The organism is Streptomyces sp. NPDC050625, assembly GCF_040654755.1.
Lineage (GTDB): Bacteria > Actinomycetota > Actinomycetes > Streptomycetales > Streptomycetaceae > Streptomyces.
This window is the reverse complement of record NZ_JBFAIQ010000004.1, coordinates 277,493-295,340: the sequence shown is the minus strand read 5'-3', so window position 1 is coordinate 295,340 and position 17,848 is coordinate 277,493. Positions and strand designations below refer to the sequence as shown.

Annotated in this window: 14 protein-coding genes; 8 read left to right on the top strand and 6 right to left on the bottom strand. The window is 70.0% G+C overall.

The features are described from left to right. The first annotated feature begins 184 nt into the window (after positions 1 to 184). Positions 185 to 1,309, top strand: coding sequence for a PP2C family protein-serine/threonine phosphatase (locus AB0I54_RS11765; protein WP_363295775.1), 1,125 nt, complete (start codon positions 185 to 187; stop codon positions 1,307 to 1,309). A 26-nt stretch (positions 1,310 to 1,335) separates the two neighbouring features. Here the strand turns inward: AB0I54_RS11765 and AB0I54_RS11760 are convergent, their stop codons facing one another. Next, entirely contained in the window at positions 1,336 to 1,815 is a 480-nt protein-coding gene (locus tag AB0I54_RS11760) for a cupredoxin domain-containing protein (RefSeq protein ID WP_363295774.1), read from the bottom strand. Between the two features lie 219 nt (positions 1,816 to 2,034). On the opposite strand from AB0I54_RS11760, the gene AB0I54_RS11755 reads away from it, so the two are divergent. After that, positions 2,035 to 4,368: a glycoside hydrolase family 95-like protein gene (locus AB0I54_RS11755; RefSeq protein WP_363295773.1), complete on the top strand. Its 2,334-nt coding sequence runs from the start codon at positions 2,035 to 2,037 to the stop codon at positions 4,366 to 4,368. Between the two features lie 60 nt (positions 4,369 to 4,428). Here the strand turns inward: AB0I54_RS11755 and AB0I54_RS11750 are convergent, their stop codons facing one another. Then, positions 4,429 to 5,298, bottom strand: coding sequence for an alpha/beta hydrolase (locus AB0I54_RS11750; protein ID WP_363295772.1), 870 nt, complete (start codon positions 5,296 to 5,298; stop codon positions 4,429 to 4,431). Positions 5,299 to 5,447: 149 nt separating this feature from the next. On the opposite strand from AB0I54_RS11750, the gene AB0I54_RS11745 reads away from it, so the two are divergent. Next, positions 5,448 to 5,972 (top strand): CGNR zinc finger domain-containing protein, encoded by a 525-nt coding sequence (locus AB0I54_RS11745; RefSeq protein WP_363295771.1) that lies wholly within the window; start codon positions 5,448 to 5,450, stop codon positions 5,970 to 5,972. A gap of 106 nt (positions 5,973 to 6,078) precedes the next feature. Beyond that, complete coding sequence (locus AB0I54_RS11740; RefSeq protein ID WP_363295770.1) at positions 6,079 to 7,794, top strand: MOSC and FAD-binding oxidoreductase domain-containing protein; 1,716 nt, start codon at positions 6,079 to 6,081, stop codon at positions 7,792 to 7,794. A gap of 63 nt (positions 7,795 to 7,857) precedes the next feature. On the opposite strand, the gene AB0I54_RS11735 is transcribed toward AB0I54_RS11740, so the two are convergent. The 3 genes from AB0I54_RS11735 to AB0I54_RS11725 all read right to left on the bottom strand — a co-directional run bounded on the left by AB0I54_RS11735 (position 7,858) and on the right by AB0I54_RS11725 (position 11,992). Continuing rightward, positions 7,858 to 10,767 (bottom strand): SpoIIE family protein phosphatase, encoded by a 2,910-nt coding sequence (locus AB0I54_RS11735; protein WP_363295769.1) that lies wholly within the window; start codon positions 10,765 to 10,767, stop codon positions 7,858 to 7,860. Positions 10,768 to 11,115: 348 nt separating this feature from the next. Then, positions 11,116 to 11,292 carry a hypothetical protein gene (locus AB0I54_RS11730; RefSeq protein ID WP_363295768.1) on the bottom strand — a complete coding sequence of 59 codons (177 nt, stop codon included), beginning with the start codon at positions 11,290 to 11,292 and terminating at the stop codon, positions 11,116 to 11,118. Between the two features lie 76 nt (positions 11,293 to 11,368). Beyond that, positions 11,369 to 11,992 carry a LysE family translocator gene (locus AB0I54_RS11725; protein WP_363295767.1) on the bottom strand — a complete coding sequence of 208 codons (624 nt, stop codon included), beginning with the start codon at positions 11,990 to 11,992 and terminating at the stop codon, positions 11,369 to 11,371. 104 nt (positions 11,993 to 12,096) lie between these two features. Between AB0I54_RS11725 and AB0I54_RS11720 the strand changes: the two genes are divergently transcribed. Further along, entirely contained in the window at positions 12,097 to 13,035 is a 939-nt protein-coding gene (locus AB0I54_RS11720; RefSeq protein WP_363295766.1) for a LysR family transcriptional regulator, read from the top strand. Here AB0I54_RS11720 and AB0I54_RS11715 read toward each other — a convergent pair. After that, entirely contained in the window at positions 12,947 to 14,038 is a 1,092-nt protein-coding gene (locus AB0I54_RS11715; protein ID WP_363295765.1) for a LacI family DNA-binding transcriptional regulator, read from the bottom strand. The two genes, AB0I54_RS11720 and AB0I54_RS11715, sit on opposite strands and share 89 nt — an antisense overlap. Positions 14,039 to 14,146: 108 nt before the next feature. On the opposite strand from AB0I54_RS11715, the gene AB0I54_RS11710 reads away from it, so the two are divergent. From AB0I54_RS11710 to AB0I54_RS11700, 3 genes are all read left to right on the top strand, one after another. Further along, the gene (locus tag AB0I54_RS11710; protein WP_363295764.1) at positions 14,147 to 15,325 is read left to right on the top strand and encodes a phytanoyl-CoA dioxygenase family protein; all 1,179 of its coding nucleotides are present in this window, start codon (positions 14,147 to 14,149) and stop codon (positions 15,323 to 15,325) included. 270 nt (positions 15,326 to 15,595) lie between these two features. Further along, positions 15,596 to 16,963 (top strand): hypothetical protein, encoded by a 1,368-nt coding sequence (locus AB0I54_RS11705; RefSeq protein WP_363295763.1) that lies wholly within the window; start codon positions 15,596 to 15,598, stop codon positions 16,961 to 16,963. A 40-nt stretch (positions 16,964 to 17,003) separates the two neighbouring features. Continuing rightward, positions 17,004 to 17,783, top strand: coding sequence for an SDR family oxidoreductase (locus tag AB0I54_RS11700; RefSeq protein ID WP_363295762.1), 780 nt, complete (start codon positions 17,004 to 17,006; stop codon positions 17,781 to 17,783). The last annotated feature ends 65 nt before the right edge of the window (positions 17,784 to 17,848 follow it).

The window sequence follows — 17,848 nt, the reverse complement described above, 5'->3', positions numbered from 1 at the left end:
ACGCCCGTCACGTTAGCCGCGGCTCCATGGCTCGCGCTTCTTCATTCCTGATCGGTCCGGTCACCTGTTCGGCCACGCGGAGAATGAAGTAGTCGTACGGCGACTCACCGTAGACGCGCCGGAACCGGCGGCGCCACGCCCCATCGCGGCGCGATGTCCAGTTCGCCCCGATAAGATACGTTTTGTGATCAGGTCAGGACGGCCGCGGCACCGCCGCCCTCCCTACGGTGGCCGGCGCGAAACGGTACTGCTGTCACCGTTGCTGCTCACCGCCCTCATCACCGGCCTGGCCTTCGCCACCCCGAGGGAGATCGCGTTCAGCCGCCTGCTGCCCGCGGCGCCCGCCCTCGCCGCCGCGTTGTGGACCGTCCTGCCCACGGTCCTCCTGGGCGTGTTCTGCCTGCTGGTCATGATCGGGCTCAGCATGGTCTACTCCGACCTCGGAACGCCGTACACGGCTGCCGCGATCATCGCCGTGACCCTGGCGGCCGCGTATGCGAGCCATCTCCGTCTGCAGCGGGAGGAGATCCTCTTCCAGGTGCGCCTCGTCGCCGACGCCGCCCAGAAAGTGCTGCTGCGCCCCCTGCCGTCCCGCATCCAGGACGTCGAAATCGAGTCGCTGTACCTGGCGGCCGCGGAGCACGCCCGGATCGGCGGCGACTTCTACGAGGCGGCCGACACCATGTACGGGGTCCGGCTGCTCATCGGTGACGTGCGCGGCAAGGGACTCCAGGCGGTGGGGGCGGCCTCGGCGGTGATCAACTGCTTCAGGGAGAACGCGTACGACCAGCCCGATCTGAAGGCCATCATCCAGCGCCTGGAAACCAGCATCATCCGCTACAGCGTCACGACCCGCTCCGTGGATCAGTCGGAGCACTTCGCCACCGCTCTGCTCGCCGAGATCCCTTACGACGGCGGGCAGGTCAGAATTCTCAACTGCGGGCACCCACCGCCACTGCTGGTGCAGCGCGGGGAGATCCGCGTCATCGAGCCCACCACTCCCTCACCGCCGCTCAATCTGGCCAATCTGCTGGGCGACCACTACAACGTCGACACCGTCACCTTCACCTCGGGCGACCAGCTGCTGCTCTACACCGACGGCGTGTCGGAGGCCCGCGACCGCACCGGGAGGTTCTTCCCGCTGGCGGACTGGATGCGCCGGCTCGGCCCGGCGTCGCCCCGTGAGCTGCTGCGCCGGCTGCACGAGGACCTGGTCCACTACAGCGGCGGAAGGCTGGAGGACGACATCGCTGCCCTCGCCGTACGCTCCGGCTGCTCTCGCGCTCACCACCCCCCGCCACAGGTGTAGCGGAAGTGGATCAGGTCGTGGTGGCGCTAGTAGCCGCTGCTCGGGGTGGAGCTCCCACCGCCACCGCTGCTGCCGCCACTGCCGCCGCCGACGGTGATCTCCGCCTTCATGCCCATGTCCTTGTGCCCGTCCACCGGGCAGTACAGCTCATAGGAGCCCTTCTTCAGCATGACCTTGAGCGGGGCCGACTGGCCCGGCTGAAGGTCGTGCGGCAGTCGCATTTCGGTGCCCTGGCCCTCGATCTCCAGGGAGTGCACGATGTGCCCGGCGTTCTTGGCGACAAACGTGTAGTCACCGGCCTTGAACGTCTTCGACGACAGGGCCAGGTGGTACTCGGTCAACTGCACCGTCACCGACGTGGACCCCGCCTTGCCGTTCTGCGCCGGGCTGGACGTGGCCCCCGCTCCCCCGCCCGAGTTCCCGCACGCCGAAAGCGCGGCGGCCAGCGCCACCGCGCACGCCCCTGCCGCCGCTCCACTCCAGTTCGACTTCAACCTTCCAGCCACGGTCGGCCCTCCTCCCGTGTTCCATCCCTCATGGACAGATACGGGACAGGGCCCGTGATGGATTGCGGGGTGAGGAGGCACAGGAATTCCGTTTGCGGCACGTGGTCACCCCACGACTGATACATCGGATCTATCTCATGATGTTGACGGGGATGAGACCCTTCTCTACGGTGCGACACGGGATAGCTCCGATGAATCACCGAGCCGCCTGGAGGTAACGTGCCCAGCTCCGCCGTGCCCCGCCCGTCCAGACGAACCGTCCTCGCCACCGGCTCCGCCCTCGGCGGCACCCTGCTGGCCACCGGCCTGCCCACGCAGGCGACGGCAGCGGACCGCGCCGAGCCCGCGGCGAACCCCTCCGACCCCTGGCGCACCGTTCTCGACGACGCCGACCTGGTCTGGCAGCGGATGCCGAAGACCTGGTACGAGGGCCCGTTCCTCGGCAACGGCTTCCTCGGCTCCGGGATCTACGCCGAGCCGGGCGCCGCGGCGAAGGCGGTGCGGTTCAACATTCAGCATTCCGAGGTGCAGGACCACCGCCCCGAGTTCGGCTCCCTCTTCGGTCTGGCCCGGCTGCCGATCGGCTACTTCACCCTGGAGCCGGTGGGCGCGATCACCGGCCTGGACTGGCGGCTGGCGCTGCACGACGCCGAACTGTCCGGCACGATCACCACCGACAAAGGCACCCTGGCCCTGCGCGCCCTGGTCCACAACGACCGCTCGGTCCTTGCCGTCGAGGTGACTCCGAGCGCGGGCGAGCGGGGCTTTCGCTGGGTGTTCCACCCCGCCGACGCGATCAGTCCGCGAGCCGCCTTCAAGCCGCTCCCGGACGGCTACCGGGGCAACCCGCCCGCCGAGGTCACCGACTACGACGGCGTGACCGCCGCCGTGCAGCCGCTGCTGGCGGGCGGCCGGCACGTCACCGCGTGGCGGGAGCGGTCCAGGGGCCGGACGCGAACGCTGTACGTGCACGTCGCGCACTCCCACCCGCGGACCACGGCCCTGGACCGGGCCCTGAGGTCGGTCCGTGCCGCAGACCGCCTCCCCTACTCCGCCCTGGCGGTGGACCACCGCGCCTGGTGGCACGCCTACTACCGCAAGAGCTTCCTGTCCCTGCCCGACGCCCGCATCCAGCGCTTCTACTGGATCCAGCTGTACAAGGCCGCCTCCGCCGCCCGCCGCGACGCCCCCGTGATGGCGACGAGCGGCCCCTGGCTGGAACCCACTCCGTGGCCCAACACCTGGTGGAACCTCAACGCACAGCTGGAGTACTGGCTCATCCATGGCTCCAACCACCTTGAACTCGACGCGATCACAAGGGCGTTGAGCGAGTTCCGGGACAACCTCGCCAAGGAGGTGGCACCGCCGTACCGCACCGACTCACTCGGCATCCCCCGCACCACGGACCCCCACCTGGTCAACGGCGCGGCCGGCACCCTCACCGGCTATGGAGTCGGCGTCCCCGGCCAGGACCCGCCGACGCCCGAGGTCGGTGATCTGACCTGGGCCCTGCACAACGTCTGGCTCAGCTACCGCCACACCATGAACGAGTCGATCCTGCGGGACGTCCTGTTCCCCCTGCTGCGCAAGGCGGTCAACTACTACCTCCATTTCCTGGAGCCCGGCCCGGACGGCAAACTGCACCTGCCCGCCACCTTCTCCCCGGAGTACGGCGGCAACTCACGCGACTGCAACTACGACCTGATGCTGCTGACCTGGGGCTGTCGCACCCTCCTCGAATCCGCCGAACTGCTCGGCATCGACGACGCGTTGGCGCCCCGCTGGCGCGAAGTGCTCGCGAAACGGGCGCCGTATCCGACGGACACGAACGGCTTCATGATCGGCGCGGACATCCCCTTCGCGAAGTCGCACCGCCATTACTCGCACCTGCTGGCGGTCTACCCGCTGTACGAGGTGACCGGCCGCACCCCCGGCGAACTCGCCCTGATCGAGAAGTCACTGGCGCACTGGGTGGGCTTCGAAGGTGCCCTTCAGGGCTACACCTTCACGGGCGCGGCCTCGATGTCGGCACTGCTCGGCAAGGGCGAGGACGCACTGAAGTACCTCGGTGAGCTGATGACCCGTTTCATCCAGCCCAACACCATGTACAAGGAGTCAGGGCCGGTCATCGAGACGCCGCTATCGGCGGCGCAGTCACTGCACGACATGGTCTGCCAGTCCTGGGGCGGAGTCATCAGAGTGTTCCCCGCGCTTCCCGCGGCTTGGGCGGACCTGACCGTGCACGGCTTCCGCACACAGGGCGCCTTCCTGCTGAGCGCGGCCCGACAGAACGGCACCACCCGCTGGGTACGGCTGTCCAGCGAGGCCGGCGCGCCCTGCGTCGTACGGCACGGGATCACGGGACCCGTCGACGTACGGGACGGGCGCGGCCGTCCCCTGCGGTACACCGACATCGACGCCGCCACTCTTCAAGTCACCCTGCACAAGGGCGAGTCGGCGCTGATCACGGCCGAGGGCGACCGGCCCGACCTGTCCGTCATGCCCGTACGTCCGAACGCGGACGCGCCCCGCTGGGGGCTGCCTCTGGCCTGACCTCGTCGGCGTCCAGCCCCGTCGCGGCCTTCTTCCGGGTACGGATGCGACCGCCGCGCCTCAGGCAAGGACGCGGGCGAGGAAGTCGCGGATGTGGTCGGTGATGACGGCGAGGTGGCTCTCCAGGGCGAAGTGTCCGGAGTCGATCAGGTGGATCTCGGCATCGGGCAGGTCCCGGCCGAACGCCCTGGCGCCGTCGGGGCCGAAGATCGCGTCGTTGGCTCCCCAGACCGCCAGCAACGGAACCCGGGAGTCACGGAAGTACTGGTGGACCTGGGGGTAGAGGTCCACGTTGGTGGGGTAGTCGCGGAAGAGCTTGAGCTGGATCTCGTCGTTGCCGGGCCGGTCCAGCAGCGCCTGGCCGTGGACCCAGTTGTCGGGGCTGACCAGGCTCGGATCGGCGACTCCGTTCAGATACTGCCAGCGGGTGGCCTCAAGGGTCAGGGCGCCGCGCATGGGCGCTTCGGTGTCCGGTCCCGGGGACGCGGTGTAGGCGAAGACCTCGTCCCAGAAGGGCTTGACGAAGCCCTCTTCGTAGGCGTTGCCGTTCTGCGTGATGATCGCGGTGACACGGTCCGGGGCCTGGAGCGCGAGCCGCCAGCCGATGGGGGCGCCGTAGTCCTGCACGTACATCGCGAACCGGTCGATGCCCAGGTGCTTGAGCAGGCCGGAGGTGACCTCGGTGAGGGCGTCGAAGGTGTACGGGAAGTCCCGCAGGGCGGGCATGGCGGACTGGCCGAACCCGATGTGATCGGGAGCGATCACGTGGTAGCGGTCGGCGAGCGCCGGGATCAGCCGGCGGAACATGTGCGAGCTGGTCGGGAAGCCGTGGAGCAGGACCACGGCGGGGGCGTTCGGATCCCCGGCCTCCCGGTAGAAGACGTCGAGACCGTTGACGGTGGCGGTGCGGTGGTGGACTGCGGAGACCATCCCTCTAACCTCCCTTTCGAGTTTTACCGGTTACACCTCCAGTCGAGCACGCTCGATCTAACCCGTCAGGCAACTTTCATGGGTTAGAATTCAGTGAGACTCGTTCAACCGTTCGAGCAAGGCACTCCGGATCCGGTGAGGAGGCGGCCATGTCGGCCGGTCGAGAGCCGCAGGACGCGCTGCTGGAGCTCCTGAACAGCACGCCGGTCGTCGACGGGACGGTCCTGGACCGGCTCGCGGAGCCGGAGGCGGCCAGGAGCTGGCAGCGGGCCCACGGCGGCAACGGCGGCGCGGAGGAGCGTCGACACCTCCTGGAGGCGCGCGAGGCCCTTGAGGGCGTGGTGCGCGGAAGTCGGCCGGCCGCGTCGCTGGCTCCGCTGCTCGGCGACGTCGTCTCCCGCCCTCGCGTCGGCCCCGATGGGGTGGCCTGGGAGCTGGACGCCCCTGCGGAACGCCGTTTGGCGGTGGAGGCCGTCATGGCTTGGAACGCGCTGCGGGAGACGATGCCCGGCCGGCTGCGGCCGTGCGCCAACGCGGAGTGCCGACGGTTCCTCCTCGACCGCAGCAAGACCAACAAGGCCCGCTGGTGCTCCATGGCCGTCTGCGGCAACAGGATGAAGGCCAGACGCCACTACCGGCGCACCCGCGACGCCGCGGCCGCCGACCACTCATGATCACGGAATCGCGGCACCACCGGCACACGAACTAGGATCGGCCCGAGCGCACGCTTCACTGCGCCATGGGGGCTGCCCCGGCCGGACACCGCACAGGAGGTCCGCAATGGCGACGCTGCTGTCCGTCAACGTAGGAACGCCCAAGGACGTCTCCTGGCAGGGAAGGACCGTCCGCACCGGAGCCTGGAAGTCCCCCGTGGACGGCCCCCGGACGGCACGGCGGCTGAACATCGACGGAGACGGTCAGGGAGATCTGGCCGGACACGGCGGCGAGATCCGTGCCGTGCTCGTCTACCAGTTGCAGTCCTACCAGTACTGGCAGAAGCAACTGGGCCGCGACGACCTGACCTTCGGGATGTTCGGGGAGAACTTCACCGTCGACGGCCTGCCCGACGACGAGGTGTGCATCGGCGACCGGTACCGCATCGGCGAAGCCGAGTTCGAGGTCACCCAGCCGCGCGTCACCTGCTACCGCGTCGGCCTGCGCCTGGGCGAACCCACCATGGCCGCCCTGCTGGTCGCCCACCACCGCCCCGGCTTCTACCTGCGCGTCCTGACCGAGGGACGCGTCCAGGCCGGCGACGAGATCACCCTGACCCGAAAGGGACCGGAACAGCTCAGCGTCGCCGACACCGACGCGCTGCTCTACCTCCCCGACCGCGACCCCGCCAAGCTGCGCAGAGCACTGAACATCCCGGCCCTCAGCCCCGGTTGGCAGCAGTCCTTCCGTGAACTCGCCGCCGCGCAGCCGCCGGCGCAGGACAGGGGATGGCCGGGCTTCAGGCCCATGCGTGTCGCCCGCATCGTCCCCGAGACCCCGACCGTCTCGTCGATCTACCTCGACGCCACCGACGGCACACCGCTGCCCGAGGCCCGCCCGGGGCAGTACCTCTCCGTCCGCCTCGCCGTCGGCGATGCCGCTCCCACCGTGCGCAGTTACTCCCTGTCGTCGGCGCCCACGGCCGGCAGCTATCGCATCAGCGTCAAGCACGAGCCGCGCGGGCAGGTCAGCGCCTACATCCATGCCGCGCTCCGCCTCGGGGACCTCGTGGACATCGCGAGCCCCCGGGGAACGTTCGTGCTGGAAGACGGTGCCCGTCCGGTCGTCCTCATCTCGGCGGGGATCGGGGCAACTCCCGTACTGGCCATGCTCCACCGACTCGCCGCCACCCGAGACCCACGCCCCGTCTGGTGGATCCACACCGCGCACGACCGTGCCCACCACGCCTTCGCGGACGAGACCCACGCGCTGCTGGCCCAACTCCCCCACGCCCACGAGCACATCTACTACAGCGCCGGAGCCGCCCCCGGTCGCGACGAGCCCCACATCACCCAGGGGCGTCCGACCGCCCGGTCCCTGGCGGCCATGGACATTCCCACCGACGCCGACGCCTACCTGTGCGGACCGCCCGCCTTCATGGACGACCTGGGAGGCTTTCTGCGCGATCACGGCCTGAGCCCCGAGCGCATCCATACGGAACAGTTCAGCGCCCTGTCCGCCATCAATCCCGGCGTGACGTCCACCAGCGCGGTACGGCCGCACCAACCCCCCGGTCCACCGGGCACCGGACCCGTCATCACCTTCGCCCGCAGCGGCGTCACGACCCCGTGGTCACCGGCTCACGCCTCACTGCTCGATCTGGCCGAAGCCTGTGACATCCCCACCCGCTGGTCCTGCCGCACCGGTGTCTGCCACACCTGTGTCACTCACCTCCTGTCGGGCGACGTCACCTACACCACCCCACCTCTCGAACTCCCCGAGGCCGGTACCGTCCTCGTCTGCTGCACCGAGCCGACCACCGAAGTCGTCCTCGACCTCTGACGGGCCGTCGGCGGAAGGCCGGACGCCCCGCACGATCGCGACCTCGGCCACCGACCCGTCGGATCAGACCGAGGTGGCGGGCAGGGACTGTTCGGTCCAGATGGATTTGCCGGTGCGGGTGTGGCGGGTGCCCCAGCGCTGGCAGAGTGCGGAGATGAGCTGCAAGCCGCGGCCGCCTTCGTCGGTGGCGGAGGTGTGGCGGATGTGCGGTGTGGTCAGGCTGGCGTCGGAGACCTCGCAGATGAGTGCGCGGCTGCGGAGCATGCGCAGCCGGATGGGGCCGCAGGCGTGCCGGACGACGTTCCCGACCAGCTCGCTGACCAGGAGTTCGGTGGTCATGACCAGGTCCTCGTCGGTCAGGTCCCAGTCGTTGAGCTGTGCGCGGGCCAGGTCGCGGGCCTGGCCCGCCGCCACCGGGTCCTCCGGCAACGGCCACTCGGCGACGTTCTCCGCGTCCAGCGGGTGGGTGCGGACCAGCAGCAGCGCGGCGTCGTCTATCAGCTCGCCGTGGGCGGGCAGGAGAGCGGAGGTGAGCGTGGCGCAGAGGGTGTCCAGGTCGGACGCGTCCGCCGGCAAGGCGGGCATGGCGTTCACGGACTCGAAGAGAAGCTCGGCCAGGCGGTTCATGCCGGTGGTGACATCCCTGTCCTTGCTCTCGACCAGGCCGTCGCTGTAGAGGGCGAGCAGGCTGTCGGCGGGCAGCAGGGTCTCGTGGGTTTCGAAGGGCGGGGCGGCCACCCCCAGCGGCGGGTCCGGGGTCATGGGCAGGAAGGTGACGGTGCCGTCGGGGTGGGCCACCGCCGGGGGCGGCTGACCGGCGCTGGCGTACGACAGAAGCCGGGTCACCGGGTCGTAGATGCCGTACAGGCAGGTCACGAAGGCATCGGTGCCCTGCTCGCCGACGATGTCGTTGAGGTGGCCGAGGATTTCGTCGGGCGGCAGTTCCAGTTCCGAGAGGGTGCGGACGGCCGTGCGCAGTCCGCCCATGGTGGCGGCCTCGGCCATGCCGTGGCCCATGACGTCGCCGATCACGAACGCGACCCGGGCCGCGGAGAGCGGGATCACGTCGTACCAGTCGCCGCCGACATCGGCTCCGTGCTTGGCCGGCTGGTAGCGCGCCGCCGCCGTCACCTCGGGCAGCTCGGGCAGTTCCTGCGGCAGCAGGCTGCGCTGGAGGGTACGGGCCCGGGTCGTCGCCTCGTCGTAGAGCCCGGCCCGCTCCAGGGCCTGCGCGATCAGTCCGCTGAGCGCGGTCAGCAGCGTGCGTTCTTCATCGTCCAGCACCCGCGGGCGGCCGAAGCAGATCACCGCCGCGCCGATCCCGCGCCCCGACACCGCCAGCGGCAGAAAGGCCCATGCCTGCGTGCCGCCCTCCCTGATCAGGATGTCGGTGTCCGGGTAGCGCTTCAGGAACTCCTCCGGGGACGAGATGTAGAGGGGGGTGCGGGTGCGCAGGGCGTCCCCCACCGGGTTCATGGTGTCCCGCACCGCCCACTGCCCGTCCAGCAGTCGGGTGAAGCGCTCCGAATGTCCCCGGGAGCCGACCACGGTCAGCCGGTCGCCGACCACGCCGACCATGATGAGTCCGTTGGCCCCGAGGGGTGTCATCACACCGTCGGCCACCGCCGTCATCACGTCCTGGGCCGTGACGGCCTCGGCCAGCTCCCGCGTGATCCGCTGCACCAGGGCCGCGCGCTCCGCGGCGGCCCGCTCGGCGGCGGCCCGCTCGGCCTCCCGCAGATGCCGCTCGGTGGTCTCGGTGATGTAGAGCGTGAGGCCTTCAGGCACTGGCACCAGCCGCAGGTGGTACCAGGACTTGCCGTCCGACCCCGGTACGTCGAATCCGCCCGGCCGGCCCTCGGCCACCGTGGCCCGGCACTGTTGCTCCAGCCCCGGCACGGCACGTACGGCGGGAATGTCCCAGAGCAGGGATCCGGCCACCTCTCCCGCGGCGCCGAAGAGCCGCTCGGCGGCCTGGTTGAGAAATCCGATGCGCCAGTCCGTGTCCAGGGAGACGAAGCCGTCGCTCATGTGTCGCAGCGCCCGCCCCACCGATTCGGCGGCGGCATGCGTTTCGCTGCTGTCCCGGAGGGTGCCGATCACCTTCACCGGCGCCCCCTCTTCGTCGGTGATCGTCCGGGCACAGGCCTCGATCCAGACGTAGGTGCCGTCCTGGCGCCGGATCCGGTACTCGTTCTGGAAGCCGCCGCGCATCTGGATGCCGGTGTCGAAGCCGGCCACCGCGCCTGGCAGGTCGTCCGGGTGGATCAGCTCCGCCCACGCCTCGATGCCGCCGTTCATCACCTCCGGATCGATGCCGGCCAGCACCTCCTCGACGGGCAGGTCGGAGGTCAGCTCGCCGGTGCGCAGGTCCCAGGTGTAGCTGATGGAGGGCATCCGTTCCGCGTCCCACGGGGCGGCGGCCTCCCGCGGTCCTGGCCCGTTCTCCAGCGCGCGCAGCAGGGTGGGGGACGGATTGAGGATTCCGGACGACCTGAGCCTGCCGGACATCCACGCCGCCACCTCGTTCAGAAACGCGCGCTCCGCGGCGCTGGGCTCGGCGCCCGGCGCGAAGAGGACGGAGAGCGCGCCGCGGCGCCAGCCACCGCTCGGAATGGGGACGGCCAGGTGACCGATGCCGGCGGGGAGTCCGGAGGGCCACAGGGCGGCGGGGTCACGGCCGGGCACCGGGTCGGGCGGGGCCAGGTCGGGCTGCCAGGTGGTGGTGTCGTTGCGGGCGGCTCTGCTGGGCGGCGCCGTGCCCCGTACCGGGATGATCACCCAGGGCCTGGTCATCGTCTCCGGCAGGCCACTGTCGGCGACCAGGTAGAGGATGCCGCTCATGCCGCCGCCAGGCAGATGCACCATGCCGCCCAGGCCGTGCACCTCGGCCACCGCCTGCTGGAGCGCGGTCAGCAGCACTTCGACGTCGCGCCGGTCCTCGTCCACGGCGTCCAGCAGCAGCATCCGCATGCGGTGTCGCTCCGAGGGCCGATCGGTCTGTAGGGTCCCCACGCCCTGCGACTGGTGCAGAACATGCGGGACCTGGGATATGGACGGGCCGCCGTGGTCCGCATCGCCGCCTCTGGTGTTCACCACTGCCGACCCTCGCCTCCGCTCACCGCCCGGGTAATCCCACTGGGACGCATGCGATCGGATGTGGACCAGCAGCGATCTACATCCGGGCAATCCATCCTAATCGGAACAACCTAGGTGATTTCAGTTGCATACGGAACCGGTCGCACCCGATCAACCGTATGAGGCGTCGGCTCACTCTTCGTCGCCGGGCGGCGGCGTCGACGTGGTCGCGGTGGGCGGCGCTCACGCCGTGGGCATGTCGTCCGTCCGCTCGCCCTCCGCCTGGGACGGCTCGGTCCTGGGGACGTCCGGGTGTTGCTCCATGGCCGCCCGCTCGGTCGGCTCCTCGCGCTCCCCCTCGGCCTGGGAGGGGGTGTGGGAGTACAGCCAGGCGTCGTAATCCGAGGCTCCGGTTTTCATGGCGGGCCTCCCTCGGTCGCTCATGTCCCATGCTCCTCCGCGGATGGCGGCAGCGCCAGGTCGGCCCCGGTGCCCGTCAGACGCCGCCGGCCACTGCCGTACCGAGAATCAGCAGTACGACGCCGGTGACGATGCTCAGCCATCGACGAACCCCCGGCCTGGACACCAGCGCGCGGTCCCTGCCGAGGGCCCAGGTGAACAGGACGTACCAGCAGGCGTTGACCAGGGCCCACATCACCCCCAGGGCGATGCTCGACAGCATGACCGGACCGTCGGCCGTGACGAATTGGGGCAGCACCGAGACCGCGAACACGCCCGCCTTGGGGTTGCCGAGGTTCGTACCGAGTCCCGCGGAGTAGGCGCTCCACCAGCCCAGTTGCCGTGTCGGCGCGAACTCGGCCGGCGCGGTGGACGTCCGTCGCGCCGCCCGCAGCGTGCTGATGCCGAGGGCGACCAGGACGATCCCGCCCGCGATGCGTACGACCGCGTAGGCACCGGGATTGGCCAGCAGTACGGCCGACAGCCCGGCCGCGGCGGCGGTGGACCAGATCACCAGTCCCGTCGCGTTGCCGGCGATGGTCGCCCGGGCCAGGCGGGAGCCGCCTTCCAGGGTCTGCCGGACCATGAGCGCCTGTCCCGCGCCCGGAAGCATCGCCAGCAGCCATGTGGTGATCACGAATACGGGCAGGTGGGTGGGCACGTCGATCAGACCTTTCTGAAGTTGGTTGCCTTGCCCCACCAGGCTGGCGAGTTCGAAGAATTCAGAGAAGCCGGAGATCAGCGCATCAGCATTAAGATAATTGAATGCCAGACCCTGGACAGCTCCGGCTGCTCGCGTTGATCGAACGCCATGGCTCCCTCACCGCGGCCGCCCACGTCCTGGGCCTCAGCCCCGCGGCGGTGACCCAGCAGGTCGCCCGCGCGGAACGGGACTGGAAAGCCCCCCTCGTCCTGCGCGGGCCACGCGGAGCGGCCCTCACCGCCGCCGGCGCCCTGCTCGCCCAGCATGGACGCGTCATCGGCCAGCACATGGACGACGCCGCCGCACAGTTGTCCGCCCTGCTCGGTCATCTCGCGCTGCGCCTGAAAGTCGGAGCCTTCCAGGCCGCCGCGCTCCACGTGCTCCCGCCGGCCCTGACCGCTCTGCGCCACCGCCACCCCGACGCCGACGTGTCGGTCCAGGACGTACTGTCCGAGCACGGGATCGAGGAGATCGCCGCGGGCAGGCTCGACCTGGCGGTCATCGCCTCCTGGGGCGCGTTCCCCGAGGCGCCCGCGCACATCACCCTGCACCCGCTGCTGCTGGACCCCATGGTCGTCGTCCTCCCCGACGACCACCCCCTCGCCGCACGGACACCCCACGACACCCCGCTGCGCCTCGAAGATCTCCGCGACGAGTCATGGGTGACCATCCTGGCCGGCCACGCCGCACGGGAGCAGTTCGACCAGGCCGCGGCCGACGCCGGCTTCACGCCCAGGATCAGGTTCCAGACCGCCTCGTACGACGTCGCCCAGGCCCTGGTCGGCACGGGCATCGGCGTCGCACTGGTCTCCCGTCTGGCCCTGACCGGGGTCCCCGGGACCACCCACCGCGAGCTTGCCCGACCGCGGCTTCACCGCCGACTCCACGCGGTCACCGCGACCGAGACCACCCTCACTCCCTTGGTGGACGTCTTTCTGACTCTCCTTCGGGACGTTGCCGAGGACCTGACCGCGACATGGACACGTCCGGCGGCAGATTGAACGGCGTGACCACCTGGATCGCCGAAGGGAGGGTCGGCCCGTCGTCGGGCAGCGCCTTCTTGGCCCGCATGACGGTCTGGCAGGCGCGGCGCACGTCCTGGCGCAGGTCGTGGTGAAGCACTGCGGAAAGGCGGCGCTCCCGCAGCAGCCGCGTGTTGTCGTGGTCGAGGTCGTGTGCGACGAACACGGCACATGACCTCCCCAGGGCGTCGAACGCGTCCAGGGTCGCGAGGTTGCCTCCGCCCATCGAGTAGACCGCGACGATCTCCTCGTCGCGCTTGAGCGCCTCCAGGACCAACTCGCGCTGGGTGGCGTCCAGTCCGTCGCTGTCCGTCACCTCCACCAGGGAGCGCTTGGGGTCCGCGAGGCGCATCGCGCTGCGGAAGCCCATCTCGCGCTCCTCCTCGCCGCGGAAGGAGCCCCGGCTGATGGTGGTGAGCACGTTGCCGCGCCGCTCGCCGAGCCATTGCTGAAGGAGGTAGGCGGCGGTGGCGCCCGCCGCGCGGTTGTCGATGCCGACGTATGCCAGGCGTGCACTGTGGGGCAGGTCGGTCACCAGAGTGACGACGGGGATGCCGGCCGCGACCAGCCGCCCCACGGCGGCTCCGATCTCCGGCAGGTCCGGGGCCTTCAGGAGCACGCCCTGTGTCCCGCGCTTGGCGATCTTGTCCAGGATTCCGATCAGTTCGCCGGGCGGACAGGCCTCACGGAAGTGGAAGCGCGAGCGCACCACCGCGGGCTGCAGGGAGGGCAGTTCGGCCTCCAGCGCCTCGCGGACGGCGGTGGAGAACCGCTCCGGTGCCTGCATCACGATGTCGATCATGAAAGTACGGCCCCCGATACGGACCTGGCTCTGCTGACGGTCCAGGTCCTTGATGGCTTCGTACACCTCCCTGACCGTGCCCTCCCGCACGTTGCCCCTGTTGTGGAGAACACGGTCGACCGTGGCCGTGCTCAGCCCGGCCTGGCGGGCGATTTCCCTGATCGGATAGGGGTGGCGCATGAGTGATCCCCGGAGACGGTGATGGACTTTTGATGTATTGCTGAGGCTTGAATGATGGGTTCTGGTTCCCAAGACTGGCAGAAAGGCAGGCACTGCGAAGGGACCCGAATGTCCTCCACGACTGCGGGAGAGCCGACCTGGTTCACCGAGGCCGACTGCGATCTCGACGCGTTCCGCTCGCTCGTCGAGCAGGAGACCGACGCCCATGACCACCCCTCGGCCGAGCGGGCGGAACAGGGCGTGCTGCTCTACGACAGCGACCGGCTCCGCGGCCTCACGGACACCGCCGAAGGCCGTAGGAACGTACAGAGCGAACTGGTCCGGGCGCTGCTCGACGGTCCCGGCATCGTGGTCCTCAAGGGCGCCTTCGCCGACACGGCCGTCGTGGACCGGACATCCGAAGCCTTCAACGCGCTGATCGAGGAAGAGCGCGCGACTGGTGCCGCCCGTGGCGACCACTTCGCCGCGCCGGGCGCCAACGACCGGGTCTGGAACGCCCTGGAAAAGCTCGCCGTGCGCGCGCCGGAGGTGTTCGCCGACTACTACGCCAACGACATGCTGAACCTGATCGCCGAGGCCTGGCTCGGCCCCGCCTACCAGGTCACCTCACAGGTCAACGTCGTCAATCCGGGCGGGGCCGCGCAGCGCGTGCACCGCGACTACCACCTCGGTTTCCTCTCCCAGGAGCGCGCCGCCGCGCATCCGGCGCACGTCCACCGTCTGTCGCCCGTACTGACCCTGCAGGGCGCGGTGGCCCACTGCGACATGCCCGTCGAGTCGGGCCCGACGCTGTACCTCCCGCACTCGCAGAAGTACGGCCCCGGCTACCTCGCATGGCGACTCCCGCAGTTCGTCGAGTACTTCGAGTCCCACCACGTCCAACTCCCCCTGGACAAGGGCGATGCCGCCTTCTTCAACCCCGCGCTCTTCCACGCCGCCGGGCACAACCGCTCCACCGGCATCCGACGCATGGCGAACCTGCTGCAGATCTCGTCCGCCTTCGGGCGGGCCATGGAGACCGTGGACCGGGAGACGATGACGAACGCGCTCTTCCCGGTGTTGCTGCGCCGCAGGGCAGAGGGCGCCTCGGAGGACTGGCTGCGCCGCGTGGTCGCCGCCACCGCCGAGGGCTGTCCCTTTCCCACGAACCTGGACCTCGACCCACCGGTCGACGGCCTCGCGCCTCCCTCCCAGGCGGACACGGTCTGGCAGGCCGTCGTCGGGGACTGGCGCCCCGAGCGGTTGCGCAAGGAACTTCAGGAGGGTGCCAGGCGCCGTCGGAGCTGAAGGGACACGGTGTTCACGCGTGGATGTCAGGTGGGCGTGTCCGGACGGGGGGCCGGGGTCGGGGCCCAGCGTGGGGGGTGGGTATCTGCGTGTACCAACTGGTCGACGTCAGCGGCTCGGGCGACCCCGTGACATCCGCGTCCACGCCGCGGGCCGCCAGAACTCCGCTCAGGACCGGAAGACACAGGAACAGATCGGCCGAGTACCACCCGGCCGGATGGCCGCGGGATCCGGACGCGCCGGCACACGCGAGTCGGGGAGGATGGGCCCGTGACTGACATGGGCGGGGACCGGGACATACTTGGCGGCGACGTCGACCAGTTGGCCGCCGAGTGGCTCAGTGGACTGATGATGAACCCGGCACTGCCGGGCACGGCGCTGGCACGGCTGCTCACAGTCGAGCAGTTGCCGGGTCACAACCCGTCGTGGCTCACCTGGCGCCCTCTCGATGCCGAGTCCACCGCCATCTTGGTGAACGCCACGGAGGTCGAGCGTCGGATAGACGCTCTGGCGAACCCGAACGCCGACGTCGAGATACTGGCGCGGCTCGTTCATGACCCCGAACCCCGGGTGCGCCGCGTCTACGCCGCCCTCGTCGGTGAGTTCGGCCGGCGCATCCCGGAGGGGGTCCTGGAGACCCTGGCCGCGGACAGTCATCCGCGAGTCCGGCGGATGGTGGCCACTCAGCAGGAGCTGCCGGTGGCCACTCGGGCACGGCTGGCCGAGGACGACGACGACCCCTCGGTGAGGGCAGCCGCCCTCAGCCGGGAGCTGTGGCTCTTTCTCCCGGCCGACGTGCGCGAAGCCCTACTGGCCGACCGGGAGCCGGAAGTCCGGCAGGCCGTGGCCGAGCTGCTCGCCCCCGAGAGCGAGCCCGGACCCGATCTCGAAGCCGATCCCCATCTCCGCGTCCAGGATCCCGATCCCTGGGTACGCCACTCCGCGGCCGAAGACCCTCTCGTGCCGACCGAGGTGGCACTGCTGCTCGCGGACGATCCCGACGACAACGTCCGGCTCGCCCTGTCCATGCGTGAGGACCTCACCGAGGAGCAGCGCTCCGCGATCCCCTACGTCGTACCGGGCGGCTACCACACGCCCCCGCGCTGGGTGGTGGAACGCGGTCACGAACCGGAGGTCGCCCGCCGGGCGGCCGCGTCCGGTCATGTCCTGCTGCGGCGCAGCATCGCCATGCACAAGCATCTCCCGTCCGATGTCGTGGACCGGCTGGCCGAGGACGAGGACTTCTTCGTCAAGCTCACACTCTGCCAGTCCTGCGCCGATGCCCCTCATGAGCTGGTGGTCGAGATGTACACCTACTGGCACGGTCTCAAATGGAGTTTCCTTCGCGCACACCCGAACTTCGCCAAGCCTGGCCTCGCCCGCTTCGCCGACCATCCCAACCCCCGGCTGCGGCAAGCCGCGCTCGACGACCCGGAGGGCGGACCGGATCTGGTCCTGCGGCTGGCCGACGACCCGGTGGTCGGCGTCTGGGCGGTACGCGACCCACGACTGCCCGCCGGCGAACTCATGCGACGGCTCACCGACCCCGACAGCGCGTCGGCGGCCGCGGCAAACCCCACCCTGCCTCCTGCCGTGATGCACCGTCTGCTGGACCTCGCCGGTGTGGCCAAGGGGTGACTGGAGCACCGCCGGGCCCGGAGGATCGTAGGGTGCGGGCATGACCTCGCAGGCGTACCTCTCCGAACTGTTCTCGCTGGACGACCGGGTGGCCGTGGTGACCGGCGGCAGCTCCGGCATCGGCCGAGCCATCGCGGGAGCTCTCGCGCGCGCGGGTGCGAGCGTCGTGGTCGTGGCGCGCAAGGAGGAGGAACTGGCGGCAACCGTGGGCGAGTTGGCGGCCCATGGCTGCCGAGCGGCCTGGGTGAGCGCCGACCTGAGCACTCGGAACGGTGTGCGTGCGGCGGCCGAAGAGGCAGCCGAGGCGTTCGGGGAGCCGGACATCCTCGTCAATTCCGCCGGGGTCAACCTGCGCCCTCCCATGGGAGAACTGGGCGAAGAGGTGTGGGACACCACCATGGCGGTCAACCTGGAGGCGCCCTACCTGCTGGGACAGCGGTTCGGACCCGGCATGGCCGAGCGCGGCTTCGGACGCATCATTCACATCACCTCCCAGCAGGCCCATCGGGCGTTCGTCCAGAGCGGTGCCTACGGCGTCTCCAAAGGCGCACTGGAGTCGCTGGCCCGCTCGCAGGCCGAGGCGTGGTCGCCGTACGGCGTCACCTGCAACACGCTCGTACCGGGCTTCGTCATGACGCCGCTCAACGCACGGCTGTCGTCCGACCCCGAGAGGGTGGCGGCGCTCGCCGCACGCACGATGATCGGGCGCAACGGCCTGGCCGAGGACTTCGCCGGCGCGGCGGTGTTCCTGGCGAGCCGTGCCTCGTCCTATGTCACCGGGCAGGCGATCTTCGTCGACGGCGGACTCTCCGTTCACTGAGCCCATTCGGCGATCGGGTGCTCAGATGAGCACCCCTGGATCTCACCGTTGACATTATGCAGGCA